This window comes from Snodgrassella sp., from assembly GCF_024103505.1.
Taxonomy (GTDB): Bacteria; Pseudomonadota; Gammaproteobacteria; order Burkholderiales; family Neisseriaceae; genus Snodgrassella; species Snodgrassella communis.
Genome location: NZ_JAGGIJ010000001.1, coordinates 275,859 through 288,851 on the forward strand (window position 1 = coordinate 275,859; position 12,993 = coordinate 288,851).

Consider the following 12,993-nt stretch of genomic DNA (forward strand, 5'->3'; position numbering starts at 1 on the left):
CATTCTTATGAGCCGCTTTACCAACCATTTTGTCTTGCACCACAAAGAATCAAGTTTTATCAACAAAATCGCGCCGACAGCGCATATTGTGGCTAAAACCGGTTTTTTGTTTTCCTTATTGCTGCTAGCACCAGCCATTGTTTCCTTACTGTACATGGATCATGTATTCCCCGCTTTTGCCTTTACAGCAGGTATCAGCATGAGCGTATGCGCAGTAACCTGGTTACTAACTATGCGTTATAACCGTGAACTGCGTCCGCGTGATGGCTACACACTGGTATTCATGTTGTGGATTGGCTTTGCCCTGATAGCCAGTCTGCCATTTTACATTTACTTGCCCGGGCTGGGCTTTACCAATGCTTATTTTGAAGCCATTTCCGGCCTGACAACTACCGGGGCGACTATTCTCACCAGTCTGGATACGCTGGCACCGTCATTAAACTTTTGGCGCCATATGCTCAACTGGTTGGGTGGTATGGGTATTATTGTACTGGCAGTGGCGGTAATGCCGATGCTGGGTGTGGGTGGAACGCAATTATTCAAAGCCGAAATACCGGGGGTAAATAAAGACAGTAAAATGGCTCCCCGTATTTCAGAGACAGCCAAACGCCTATGGAGTGTTTATGTACTCTTTACCATCATTACACTTCTGGCGTTACGTCTGGCCGGCATGAGCTGGTTTGATGCAGTTTGTCATGCAATGGCCGCTTTTTCACTCGGCGGCTTTTCCACTCACGACAATAGCATATCCTATTTTAATTCCATTCCGATTGAGATTATTCTCAGCATGGCCACACTTCTGGGGGCAATCAATTTCACTAATCACTTTAATGCCTTACAAAAAAGATCATTGCGCTATTACTGGCGCGACGAAGAAGTAAGAGTATTGATGTGCGTACTGTTTTTCAGTATTCTTGGCATCAGCCTGTATCTGTGGTGGCACAGCTTTTATTCGTTTGCCGAAGCATTCCGCTACACCAGTTTTAATCTGATATCAATCGGGCTAGCCAATGGTTATTCTAATACCGATTTTGCCAAATGGCCTTTAATAGCCTCACTATGGATGTTTTTTCTGTCTAACATTCTTGCAAACGGGGGCTCTGCCGGTGGCGGTATCAAAACTGTACGCGCTATTGTGCTGTTTAAATTCAGCCTGCGTGAAATGTTGCTGATGTTGCACCCCAATGCAGTCAGCATGGTAAAAATCAATGGCAGCAATATTCCCGATAGGCGGGCGCTGACGGTAATGGCCTTTGTTTTTGTATACGTGATTACCATCATTTTATTCAGCTTTGCCCTGATGATCAGCGGACTGGATTTTCTGTCTGCACTTACAGCGGCGATCAGCTGTATTACCAATGCAGGTCCCGGGTTGGGTGCAGTTGGACCAGCAAACAGTTTTGCTTTTCTTTCAGATATACAAAAATGGTTATGCATCGTCATCATGCTGCTTGGGCGTCTGGAAATTTTTACTGTTTTTATCCTCTTTACACCAGCCTATTGGAAAAAATAAATTATATTATGAGAAAAATTGAAGGAAAAAAATTGATTAAGCACTTAATGACTCTGAAATCAAAATTGTCCGTTCAACCGCACTATCTGATTTCAGGCACCCTACTTCTGATGGCTGCATGCAGTAATCAGCATGAAGTGGTTCTTCAGCCAATTAACAAGAATACAGGTAATGCCATTCTCCCGGGCACTCAGGCTATAGAAACACCGGATAAAATCATCGGTAGCTTCCAGCAGTATCAGAATGCGCTTAAAGCGGCGAAAAACGGTGATGACGTTTTGCCAGCACAATTTCTGGCGCGGCAGCCAGCCAGTGCCATGAGCAACAGTCTGCGCAACATCTGGTTACAGCAATTAGGAAAACGCGAGAACTGGAATATATTTCAGCAGCAATATACGCAACTGGATAAAAACTTTCGCGAACAGGAAACACGCTGCTACGCTGCATTGGCTGGAATAGAGAATGATGCGGATTTACTTGCCAGCCTGAGCACAGAAACAGGTAATCTACCACAAGGGTGCAACCGCTGGCTGGAACAGGCGGCTGCTCGTCAGCAAATCAGTACACAGGCTGGCTGGCGCCGAGTACGATATCTATTGGCACTGAATCAAATTACCAATGCCCGTAATCTGGCGCAGGCATTGGGCAGTCCCTTGCCCGATCCACTCAGCAGCAGAACAGGTGGCAGTCAGGGTGCACAGGAAGCACTGCTCTATCAGGTAATTAACAAAGAAAATCGCAGTAAAGTAAGCGCAGCAATCACCTTACAACAGTTATCAGCCAGCTTGACCAAAGAGCAAACCGGTTTCGGCTGGGCGCAACTGGGGCTGGCTCAGGCTTATAACCAAAATGCCAGTAACGCACTGAACTATTTTGATCGTGCCGATCCGTCACAAATGAGTAATGATATGTGGGAATGGTATGCCCGTTCCGCACTACGTTTACAACGCTGGCAAAAACTGAACAACATTATCCTTAGTATGCCACAAGCACTCCAACAACAGGTTACGTGGCAATACTGGCTAGCACGCAGTTATCGTGCATTAGGACAAAACAGCCAGGCACAAGAGATATTCGAACAGACAGCACAACGCGGACGCAACTTTTATTCCCTGCTGGCAACAGAAGCCTTAGGTAGAAAAGCAAATACCCAAAGTACTGTAGCTAAAAGCAGTCATCAGGTTCAAAGCAAAATAGCAGCAGATGGCAATATCCATCGCGCCCTAACCTTGTTTAAAACCGCACAGTCAGAAAACAACTGGCCAATGCGTCGTCAGGCACAACAGGAATGGCGCTATGCCACACGCAACTACAATGATGAAACACAAATTGCCGCCTCAACACTGGCTGAAAATACTGGTTTTTATGAAATGAGTATTTATAGCGCAGACAAAGCCGATGGCCAATTGAACTATGAATTACGCTATCCTGCTCCATTCCGAGAACTGACAGTCCCTTATGCTCAGCAAGCTGGCATCGATCCGGCATGGGTTTATGGTTTAATCCGGCAAGAAAGCCGCTTCATGATAGGCGCCCGTTCAAGTGTGGGTGCTACCGGCCTGATGCAGGTTATGCCCGCTACAGCCCGTGATATAGCAAAACGACTGGGCATGGATAGCAGCGAACTGTATACCATGCGCGGCAACATTCGCATGGGTACATGGTATATGAGCAATGTACGCAACCAGTTTGCTGATGAAGTGCTGGCTACCGCCGGCTACAATGCTGGCCCGGGTCGGGCTCGGCGCTGGCAAGCAAATATTCCGCTGGAAGGCGCAATTTACGCCGAAACCATTCCCTTTGATGAGACCCGTACCTATGTCAAAAACGTAATGGCAAATGCCACTTACTATGCCAATCTTTTTGGTGAATCCCGTACCACACTGACAGAACGCATGGGCACAGTGCCAGCACGCTAATATGCCTGCCTGAGTTAACTTCAGCCAAACTCAGCTCCATATAAATAAAGCATAATTGACATGCAGATTACCCAACCATTGGTGAAAGCAAACTATGTTAATAGACAGTAAACGCTCCGCAGTATTAATGATTGATTTACAGACACGCCTGTTACCCGCCTTGAATAATACAGATGAAGTGCTGGCCAATAATATATGGCTGGCAGGATTGGCACATGATATGGCCATTCCCACCCTAATCAGCGAACACTGTGTTGACAAAATCGGCGCAACCCATGAAGAAATCATGACCGCTGCACCACAAGCCAAAATCGTACAAAAACAGAGTTTTTCAGTGTTCTCCGCCGGAGTGTTGACTAAAGATAACCTGCAACAAGCCAACCAGATTATTATTTCTGGTATAGAAGCCCATATCTGTGTACTACAGACTGCTTTAGACTTGCGCGCACATGGTTACGAAGTTTTTGTGGTTGCAGATGCAGTCAGCTCACGCCGGCAACGTGATGTTGAACTGGGTCTGGCACGTATGCAGGCAAGCGGCTGTCAAATCGTTAGTCGTGAGATGATTGCCTTTGAATGGCTGGGTAGTGCCAACAACCCACAATTCAAAGAGATTCACAAAAAATATATCCGTTAACCCGCCAGTGCATCCGGCAAAATAACTGCATCTTTATTAAAACATAAGTACAGTTTTATTGAATAACCAGTTCAATATCTAAGGTAATATCAGTTAAAAAGCTGAATCTGCTTAAATGCAGATTCAGCTTTTATCTATATAAAACCTGTGGTAATGCCCAAAATTTTAACTACTAGCAATTTACTCTTTCAGGTTTATTGGTCTGTTTAACCTTCATCTGCAGCTGTACTGCGAATAACTAATAGTGGCAGATTTGTCTCACGCATAACAGTTTCAGCAAAACTACCCATTAGTAAATGCATCAAACCGCTACGACCGTGCGTACCCAGAATAATCAAATCACTGCCATTACCATCAGCATAATCAACCAACATTTGCGCCATTTCCTTTGCTCCCTTGTTGGCAATCAACAAGTGACGATGCACTTTGTCCGCCGGCAAGGCCGCTTTGGCTTTTTCCACCGCAGCATCCAGTACCGTATTACCTTCTGATAAGGCAGCAGCTTCATAGCTTTCATGTTGCAGAAACTCAGGAGCCAGAGCCATATATTCAGTCGGATTGGCCACATTGACAACAGTTAATTCTGCATCTTCAACCTTGGCCAGACCAATAGCATGAGCTAAAGCATTTTCCGAAGTATGGCTGCCATCTACTGCCACCAGTAAATGTTTATACATGGAACTCTCCTTATCTTTTTAACAATTCGAATCATTTAGCAGATACAGTATAATACCACTACCTGCTTAAAACAGCTTTCTGGATTTTATTACGTGTCGCAGATATTCCATTCCTCAGCAAATTATCACCGTCGTTTCGGCGGCATCGCAAGATTGTACGGCGAGGACTGCCTACAACGTTTTGCTTCAGCACACGTCTGTGTAGTCGGCGTAGGTGGCGTCGGTTCATGGGCAATAGAAGCGCTGGCACGCAGTGGCATCGGTGCACTGACATTGATTGATCTGGATAATGTGGCAGAATCGAATATCAACCGCCAGCTGCCAGCTTTAATCAGCCTGATTGGCAAGCCCAAAGTCGAAGCGCTGGCAGAGCGTATTGCAGACATTAATCCTGAGTGTCAGGTAAACTGTATAGAAGATTTTGTAGATACAGAGAATCTCAGCCAGATATTCAGCCAGCGCTTTGATTTTGTGATTGATGCCATCGATCAGGTACGCGTAAAAGCAGCCATGGCTGCATTCTTTATCGCCCAGCAACAACCATTTATTGTTTCAGGAGGTGCTGGCGGACAAAAAAATGCCGCATTGATTCAATGTGCCGATTTAAGCCAAGTAACCAATGACCGCATGCTGGCCAATATGCGTTATACATTACGCAGACAGCATGGATTCAGTCGTCAGCCTACTGATAAAATGCACATACCCTGTATCTATTCTCGTGAAAATATTACACCACCGCAAACTGGTATTTGCCATACCGAACAAGCTGCTCCTCAAGGCCTTTCCTGTGCTGGATATGGTGCAGCCATGGTTGTCACAGCCAGCTTTGGCTTGCGTTGTGCACAGGCATGTCTGGAACACCTGTGCAGAGATTGAATACGGGTATGAGTACAGTAAATACTGAAGAAAAAACTGTTGCTGTTCTTTTCGGACAGCCTGTCACTGAAATTCCGCGAGACTTATTCATTCCACCAGATGCACTGCAAGTCGTTTTACAGAGCTTTGAAGGTCCATTGGATTTATTACTGTACCTGATTCGCAAACAGAATATTGATGTACTGGATATTCCTATGCTCACTGTAACAGAGCAGTATCTGTCCTATATTCATCAAATGCAACAGCATGAGCTGGACTTAACAGCCGAATACCTGTTGATGGCAGCAGTACTGATTGAAATTAAAACCCGTTTACTCCTACCTACACCACCCGCCAGCGAGGAAGAAGTAGCCGATCCGCGTGCCGAACTGGTACGCCGCCTGCTTGCCTATGAGCAGATGAAACTAGCGGCTACCGAACTAGACACTTTACCCCGTGCCGGACGTGATTTTGCCTGGGCTTGGCTACCCGTAGAACTGGTTGCCGTAACCCAGCCACCACAAGTACAGATAGCTGATTTAACTCGTGCATGGCTAACAATTCTGGCACGTTCGCAGCACAACCGCAGCCATAATGTCGTCAAAGAAACCATATCAGTACGCGCACAGATGACTGCTGTTTTACGCCATCTGCAAACCCATCAGCACTGTTACTTTACTGAACTTTTTGGCCGTAACGACGGTCTGGCACTGGTTGTTACTACTTTTATCGCATTGCTGGAGCTGGCTAAAGAAGGATTGATCTACATTACCCAGCACAGTACCGAAGACCGGATTGCTATTCAAACTGCCGGTATAGAAACTAAGGACGACTTAACCGCAGTTAATAATCCAGCTTCGTAGTGACAAGCACCGTGAAAAACCCTAATATAACAATTACTATTTACATCAGGATGTCCTCATGCCTGCCCAGCCCGAATTATTTAAAGCCCTCTTTAATCATTATCTGAATCTACCGCATTGTCGCTGGCTAAAAATTTATGGAGATTGTAGTACCAATGAACCTGTTATCTCTATTAACTGGCGCGATGAGCTGCTTGAAAATACTGATAGTGGCAATATTCATGGCGGTGTAATCACTACGCTCGTTGATATGGCTTCTGCCTGCTCACTAGCCGCATTATTTCAGCAGTTTGAAACCACTGCCACACTGGATATGCGCATAGATTATTTAAAACAGCCCACAGCCCATCAATCCATTCATGTTCGTGCGCATTGTTACAAACATGAAGGGCAGATTGCATTTATCCGCAGCCATTGTTTTCAGGAAGATGAAAATCAGCCCTTTGCTCTGGGTATGGCTACCTTTATCCATACCCCGTTATCTGAAACAGAAAAGCAAGCATTGCAGAAATACCTGCAACAGGAGCAGGCCAAATGAATCCAACCATTTTCCAGCTGGATGAACAATTAACCAGCAAGGCTTATCAATCTATGCCCTATAGTGCCGCAATTAATCTGAAAATCGGCACAGACAGCCAGAACAACCGGCTCTACTGCTTACCTTTTGCCCAACAAAACATTGGAAATATTTTTCTGCCTGCACTTCATGGTGGCCTGATTGGCGGCTTTTTACAAAGCTGTATCAATTTATATTTGCAAGAACAGCAAAACCTTGCTGAACCGGCCCGAATAATCGACTACACAACAGATTATTTACTCAGTGGCAAGGCACTCGATAGTTATGCCCAATGTCAGATTCTCCATGCCGGCAAGCGCATTTCACACCTTACCGTCACAATGTGGCAAAACCAGCCAGATAAACCTATTGCTTTTGCACGTGCACACTTACAGATGCCTGAGCAATAAATAGCCGGATAAAAAAAGTAAACTGCTAGCCTATACCAGAAGTCTGAAGATATATTTTCTGGAATAGCATTATCACTTCACTTAAGAGTTAAACCTGCGATATGGCCATAGATACCAACCGTCCGCCGATTATTCAGTCACTATTGGATACAGATTTATACAAATTCACCATGCTTCAAGTTGTCCTACATCAATTTCCACAGGCAACTGGTGTCTATGAATTTCGCTGCCGTAATAACAATGAGACTGAATATCCGCTGGGCGATATTCTGGCAGAACTCGACTGGGAACTGGATCGTCTTTGCCAAATGAGATTCACCGCAGACGAATTGCAATACTTGCGCAGCTTACGCTTCATTAAAAGTGACTTTGTCGATTACATGGAACTGTTCCAGCTGAAACGCCGCTTCATCAGAACATCCGTAGACAACAACCAGTACCTGAATATTCGTATCGAAGGCCCCATCATACAGGCAATGTTTTTTGAAATATTCGTTCTTTCAATTGTCAACGAACTGTATTTTCATCGACTGGAAACCCCCGAGATACTAGCCGAAGGCGAACGCCGCTTACAAGCGAAAGCCGAATTAATACACCGATACGCATCAGAACAACAACGTTATAGCTCACCATTCATCGTTTCCGATTTTGGTACCCGACGCCGATATCGTTATTCATGGCAAAAACATGTCGTAAAAACTCTTCATCAAGCTGCCCCCAGCGTTTTTCGCGGAACCAGTAACGTTCATATAGCCAAAGAACTCGGACTGACTCCCATTGGTACAATGGCACATGAATTCTTACAGGCTTTTCAAGCCTTAGACGTGCGCTTACGTGATTTTCAGAAAGCAGCATTGGAGGCATGGGTACATGAATATCGTGGCGATTTAGGCATAGCCTTAACTGATGTAGTCGGCATGGATGCTTTCCTGCGCGATTTCGACCTATATTTCGCCAAATTGTTTGACGGACTGCGCCACGACAGTGGGGATCCCTATATATGGGGAGAGAAAGCATATACCCATTATCAAAAACTTAAAATAGACTCTCGTACCAAAATGCTGACTTTCAGTGACGGACTGGACTTACAACGTGCATGGGACCTATATATCCACTTTAACAGCCGATTCAAAACCAGTTTCGGAATTGGCACCAATTTTACTTGTGATATGGGCTTAACTCCCTTGAATATCGTATTAAAACTGGTCGAATGCAACGGGCAGTCTGTAGCCAAAATATCTGATTCTCCCGGTAAAACCATGACAGACAACAACACATTTCTGGCTTATCTGCGGCAAATTTTCGACATACCAGAAAGCACAACCGTAAAACCGAATTAAAGCAGGGCAACAAGCGCAAATTTCTGCCTTAAATTTGCAAAATAATTTAGCTTACCATTTATAAGCATTTAAGATAAATCTAAGCAACCATTAGGATGAGCATAAATTAATGAGTAAAAACAGCAATATCAACACCACGAGTATGCGACTGGATAAATGGCTATGGGCCGCACGATTTTTCAAAACCCGCGCTTTGGCGCAAAAACATATCGAATTAGGACGCGTTCAGGTCAATGGAGCCAAAGTCAAAAACAGCAAAAATATCCAGATTGGCGACATTATTGATTTAACGCTCAACTCCCTGCCCTACAAAATTCAGGTACAGCAACTTAATCAAATGCGCCGCCCGGCACCGGAAGCGCGCTTACTTTATAGTGAAGACAGCAGCATTGCTGCCAAACGGGAACAAATGAAAGCCCTCAATCAGGCCAGCCAGATAAGTGCTGCCTATCCTGATGGCAGACCCACCAAACGCGACCGTAGAGCACTTGATAAAGTAAAAAGGCAATGGGAAGAATAAAATTCAACGCGCTTAATCTGGGCAAATGCCCTTTTCAGCCACGAAAATTTCCTTAAAAGCTTAAAACAAATATGAGTAAACATTTCCATTATCTATATCAGATAACATCATATTTACTGATAAAGCCAAATACAATCAAGCCGTCAACATATAATTATTTGGTTTGAAATCGTTACCTTTGACAAAATTATTCTTTTTCAGCGCCTTGGCAACCATTTCTTTATTGTATGGCACATGCAAAACCGGAACCTGCGATTTTAAATTTTTGAATATGGGTAATTTATTCCAGAAGTGATGTAACTTAAAATTTATATTGTTTTTTCCATTAATCAGCATATCATTTTTTTGACGCAATTCAGCATAAATCACAATCACTGGTAACTTAAGATATTCAATACCAAATTCAATCTCCTCTTTCAAACTTCGCGATTGAATAGTATTCTCACTCAAAATTAATATTAAATTATCAGCATCATTTAAACGCTTATGAATGCGTGGTTTTAAAACATTTTCCCAATCACTACCATCACGAACATCATACCTTTTATCATGAACATCATTAAATGGAAAAAGTGCATTCTGAATTTTCCAGCTTCTCAACTGATTATAATAAAAATAATCTTTCCGAGTTAATGCATCAGCAACAAATTCATTAAACGGTTCATCTACATGAAAAGCACAGTAATTGGTAGGCATAGATTTCTCTGACGTATTTATTACATGAAAGAACACAAAATTAACATATACTACCCTAAATAAAAACAAAATGCCACATAAAAGCTTTAATATACAAACACATATATGCAAACATACTAATATATAAAAAACCCGTATCTTCAGGATACGGGTTAAACTCATTTAACAAACAGCTTTATTTAACAGAAGAAGCTGCCTCATGCATTGCTTCAGATAATGTCGGATGAGCATGAACAATACGAGTAATGTCTTCACTAGATGCTTTAAAATCCATAGCCATCACAGCTTCAGCAATCAACTCAGAAGCCACTGGCCCGATGATATGTACACCTAAAACACGATCTGTATCCGCGTCTGCCAGAACCTTAACAAATCCTTTTGCCTGCCCCATACCAAGAGCACGACCATTAGCAGCAAAGCTGGATTGACCTTTCTTATACTTCACACCAGCAGCTTTTAACTGCTCCTCAGTCTGTCCTACCCACGCAATTTCCGGATGAGTATACATTACTGCCGGAATGGTATTCATATCCACAAAAGGTTTCTGTCCTGCAATACTCTCAGCCACAGCCACACCCTCAGCAGAAGCTTTATGTGCCAGCATCGGCCCCCGAACCACATCGCCAATTGCCCAAACATTTGGCAGACTGGTACGGCATTCATCATCAACTACGATAAAACCGCGCTCATCTTTTTGCAGGCCAACACCTTCGGCATTCAGACCATTAGTATTAGGAATACGGCCAATTGCTATAACCAGCTTATCAAAAGTTTCTGTTTTTTCTTCACCGGCAACAGTGTACTTAACCGTTACACTGTTATCCCCTTTAACAATTTCATTAACCGTTACACCAAGATGAATATTCAAACCCTGTTCTTTAGTGAAAACCTTAAATGCCTCCTTAGCTACCTGCTGATCAGCAGCAGCTAGGAAAGTAGGCATGGCTTCAAGAATAGTAACTTCTGCACCTAGACGGTTCCAAACAGAACCCATTTCCAGACCGATCACACCAGAACCAATCATACCCAGTTTGGCTGGCACAGCTTCAAGATTCAGAGCACCTTCATTATCCAGCACATTAACATTATCAATTTCAGTTAAAGGTAGCGGACGTGGCAGCGAACCAGTAGCGACTATCACATGCTTGGCAGTAACCAGCTGTTTCGACCCATTAGTATCCACCTCAATCTGCCACAGACCATCAACCTGACCTTGCAGAGAACCTTTACCAAAAATACTTTCTACTTTTTCTTTTTTAAATAGAAAGCCAATACCATTAGTCAATTTACTAACAATGGCATCTTTACGTTCAATCATCTTCTTGGCATCAAAGCCTTTAACCTGAACATCAATACCATGTTCAGCAAATTCAGTTTGCGCTGCATGATAATTTTCGCTAGTTTGCAACAAAGCTTTGGAAGGAATACAACCTACATTCAGACATGTGCCGCCCAATGCAGGGCCATCACCCTTTTTATTTAAGCCAGCATCAATACAAGCTGTTTTAAAACCCAGCTCAGCAGCACGAATAGCAGCAACATAGCCACCAGGACCAGCACCAATTACCACAACGTCAAATTGAGACATCAAAATTCCTTTCAATCACGAATATTTCTGACTGATTAAATAAAACCGTAATGTAGCACAAACGCCCTTTTATTCGCTGTGACCATCATTACGGTTGTCATCATCAGGCTGATGCATCTTACGGAGTGATTACAGCAGCCTGCTCATTTACTTACAGCTCCAGTAGCAAGCGTGCAGGATCTTCCAGAGCATCTTTAATGGCTACCAGAGTCAATACTGCTTCACGACCATCAATCAGACGATGGTCATAAGACAGAGCCAGATACATCATCGGACGAACCACAACCTGACCATTCTCTACCACAGCACGCTCTTTGGTAGCATGCATACCCAAAATGGCTGATTGAGGCGGATTGATAATTGGCGTAGACATCATTGAACCGAAAGTACCGCCATTGGTAATACTGAAAGTACCACCAGTCAGATCTTCCAATGCCAGCTTACCATCTTTGGCTTTCACCGCATAATTATGAATAGCCTGTTCGATATCAGCAATACTCATCTGATCAGCATCGCGCAGAATCGGTACCACAAGACCACGAGGGCTGCCAATAGCAATACCAATATCAAAGTAGCCATGATATACAACATCAGTACCATCAATAGACGCATTAACAACAGGGTATTTCTTCAAAGCAGCAACCGCAGCTTTAACGAAGAAAGACATAAAGCCCAGTTTAACGCCATACTCTTTCTGGAACTGTTCTTTATAACGGTTACGTAAATCCATAACCGGTTTCATATTCACTTCATTAAAAGTAGTCAGAATGGCATTTTCATGCTGAGACTGCAACAAACGCTCAGCAACACGAGAACGCAGGCGTGACATTGGTACACGTTGCTCTACACGATCACCAGTTGTAGCAGGCGCAGCAGCCTTGCTGGTAGCCATTGTAGGAGCAGCAGCCAAGGCAGATGCAGCAGCGGCAACGTCTTCTTTCAGTACACGACCATCACGGCCTGAGCCCTGAATAGTAGCTGTATTCACACCTTTTTCTGCCGCCAGTTTGGCAGCAGCAGGCATGGCAACACCAGCCTGAGACTGATTAGCCGGTGCAGCACTTGCAGCAGGAGCAGGAGCAGCAGGAGCCGCTTCCTGAGCAGTTGCAGTCTCAGATGCTGCTTCAGCAGTTGCTGAAGTATCAATTTTGGCCAGCAACTGGCCTGCTGTCACAGTTGCACCATCAGCTTCAATAATTTCTACCAGTTTACCGGCCTGCTGGGCTGGTAATTCCAATACAACTTTATCCGTTTCCAAATCAATCAGATTTTCGTCACGTTGTACGAAATCTCCCACTTTTTTATTCCAGGACATCAGAGTGGCTTCAGTCACACTTTCCGGAAGCATAGGAACGGTTACATCAATAATCATGGATTACTCCTAAAAAAGGCCAAAGGCCACCACCTAGGTGGCCAAAT

General features: G+C 44.0%; 13 protein-coding genes. 9 read left to right on the forward strand and 4 right to left on the reverse strand.

Annotated elements, in window-relative coordinates:
• Positions 1–7: 7 nt before the first annotated feature.
• The 3 genes from J6578_RS01270 to J6578_RS01280 all read left to right on the forward strand — a co-directional run bounded on the left by J6578_RS01270 (position 8) and on the right by J6578_RS01280 (position 4,069).
• Complete coding sequence (locus J6578_RS01270; RefSeq protein ID WP_176715021.1) at positions 8–1,513, forward strand: TrkH family potassium uptake protein; 1,506 nt, start codon at positions 8–10, stop codon at positions 1,511–1,513.
• 32 nt (positions 1,514–1,545) lie between these two features.
• Entirely contained in the window at positions 1,546–3,432 is a 1,887-nt protein-coding gene (locus J6578_RS01275; protein ID WP_502957982.1) for a lytic transglycosylase domain-containing protein, read from the forward strand.
• 94 nt (positions 3,433–3,526) lie between these two features.
• On the forward strand, positions 3,527–4,069 hold the full coding sequence (locus tag J6578_RS01280; protein ID WP_239364245.1) for an isochorismatase family protein: 543 nt from the start codon (positions 3,527–3,529) through the stop codon (positions 4,067–4,069).
• A 206-nt stretch (positions 4,070–4,275) separates the two neighbouring features.
• Here J6578_RS01280 and J6578_RS01285 read toward each other — a convergent pair whose 3' ends face one another.
• A complete protein-coding gene (locus J6578_RS01285; protein WP_037405757.1) occupies positions 4,276–4,746 on the reverse strand; it encodes a universal stress protein in 471 nt (156 codons plus the stop codon).
• A gap of 102 nt (positions 4,747–4,848) precedes the next feature.
• Here J6578_RS01285 and J6578_RS01290 point away from each other — a divergent pair, with 102 nt between their 5' ends.
• The 6 genes from J6578_RS01290 to J6578_RS01315 all read left to right on the forward strand — a co-directional run bounded on the left by J6578_RS01290 (position 4,849) and on the right by J6578_RS01315 (position 9,290).
• Entirely contained in the window at positions 4,849–5,622 is a 774-nt protein-coding gene (locus tag J6578_RS01290) for a tRNA threonylcarbamoyladenosine dehydratase (protein ID WP_287953856.1), read from the forward strand.
• A gap of 8 nt (positions 5,623–5,630) precedes the next feature.
• Positions 5,631–6,464, forward strand: coding sequence for a segregation and condensation protein A (locus tag J6578_RS01295; RefSeq protein ID WP_287953857.1), 834 nt, complete (start codon positions 5,631–5,633; stop codon positions 6,462–6,464).
• 58 nt (positions 6,465–6,522) lie between these two features.
• Positions 6,523–7,002, forward strand: a complete 480-nt coding sequence (locus J6578_RS01300) for a PaaI family thioesterase (protein WP_100102053.1) — start codon at positions 6,523–6,525, stop codon at positions 7,000–7,002.
• Entirely contained in the window at positions 6,999–7,430 is a 432-nt protein-coding gene (locus tag J6578_RS01305; protein ID WP_287953707.1) for a PaaI family thioesterase, read from the forward strand. The genes J6578_RS01300 and J6578_RS01305 overlap by 4 nt, the downstream gene beginning before the upstream one ends.
• Before the next feature lie 101 nt (positions 7,431–7,531).
• Positions 7,532–8,770: a nicotinate phosphoribosyltransferase gene (pncB, locus tag J6578_RS01310; protein ID WP_287952539.1), complete on the forward strand. Its 1,239-nt coding sequence runs from the start codon at positions 7,532–7,534 to the stop codon at positions 8,768–8,770.
• A gap of 109 nt (positions 8,771–8,879) precedes the next feature.
• Positions 8,880–9,290 (forward strand): RNA-binding S4 domain-containing protein, encoded by a 411-nt coding sequence (locus J6578_RS01315; RefSeq protein WP_176715022.1) that lies wholly within the window; start codon positions 8,880–8,882, stop codon positions 9,288–9,290.
• A gap of 135 nt (positions 9,291–9,425) precedes the next feature.
• Here J6578_RS01315 and J6578_RS01320 read toward each other — a convergent pair whose 3' ends face one another.
• From J6578_RS01320 to odhB, 3 genes are all read right to left on the reverse strand, one after another.
• A complete protein-coding gene (locus J6578_RS01320) occupies positions 9,426–9,986 on the reverse strand; it encodes a TIR domain-containing protein (RefSeq protein WP_093090713.1) in 561 nt (186 codons plus the stop codon).
• A gap of 175 nt (positions 9,987–10,161) precedes the next feature.
• A complete protein-coding gene (gene lpdA / locus J6578_RS01325; protein ID WP_287953709.1) occupies positions 10,162–11,574 on the reverse strand; it encodes a dihydrolipoyl dehydrogenase in 1,413 nt (470 codons plus the stop codon).
• A gap of 151 nt (positions 11,575–11,725) precedes the next feature.
• Positions 11,726–12,946: a 2-oxoglutarate dehydrogenase complex dihydrolipoyllysine-residue succinyltransferase gene (odhB, locus tag J6578_RS01330; protein WP_287952540.1), complete on the reverse strand. Its 1,221-nt coding sequence runs from the start codon at positions 12,944–12,946 to the stop codon at positions 11,726–11,728.
• Between the last annotated feature and the right edge of the window lie 47 nt (positions 12,947–12,993).

What these genes read in the sequence shown, in the direction of transcription:
- J6578_RS01270 (WP_176715021.1), top strand. Translation starts at nt 8, where the DNA reads ATGAGCCGCTTTACCAACCATTTTGTCTTGCACCACAAAGAATCAAGT.
- J6578_RS01280 (WP_239364245.1), top strand. Translation starts at nt 3,527, where the DNA reads ATGTTAATAGACAGTAAACGCTCCGCAGTATTAATGATTGATTTACAG.
- J6578_RS01285 (WP_037405757.1), bottom strand. Translation starts at nt 4,746, where the DNA reads ATGTATAAACATTTACTGGTGGCAGTAGATGGCAGCCATACTTCGGAA.
- J6578_RS01295 (WP_287953857.1), top strand. Translation starts at nt 5,631, where the DNA reads ATGAGTACAGTAAATACTGAAGAAAAAACTGTTGCTGTTCTTTTCGGA.
- J6578_RS01300 (WP_100102053.1), top strand. Translation starts at nt 6,523, where the DNA reads ATGCCTGCCCAGCCCGAATTATTTAAAGCCCTCTTTAATCATTATCTG.
- J6578_RS01305 (WP_287953707.1), top strand. Translation starts at nt 6,999, where the DNA reads ATGAATCCAACCATTTTCCAGCTGGATGAACAATTAACCAGCAAGGCT.
- pncB (WP_287952539.1), top strand. Translation starts at nt 7,532, where the DNA reads ATGGCCATAGATACCAACCGTCCGCCGATTATTCAGTCACTATTGGAT.
- J6578_RS01315 (WP_176715022.1), top strand. Translation starts at nt 8,880, where the DNA reads ATGAGTAAAAACAGCAATATCAACACCACGAGTATGCGACTGGATAAA.
- J6578_RS01320 (WP_093090713.1), bottom strand. Translation starts at nt 9,986, where the DNA reads ATGCCTACCAATTACTGTGCTTTTCATGTAGATGAACCGTTTAATGAA.
- lpdA (WP_287953709.1), bottom strand. Translation starts at nt 11,574, where the DNA reads ATGTCTCAATTTGACGTTGTGGTAATTGGTGCTGGTCCTGGTGGCTAT.
- odhB (WP_287952540.1), bottom strand. Translation starts at nt 12,946, where the DNA reads ATGATTATTGATGTAACCGTTCCTATGCTTCCGGAAAGTGTGACTGAA.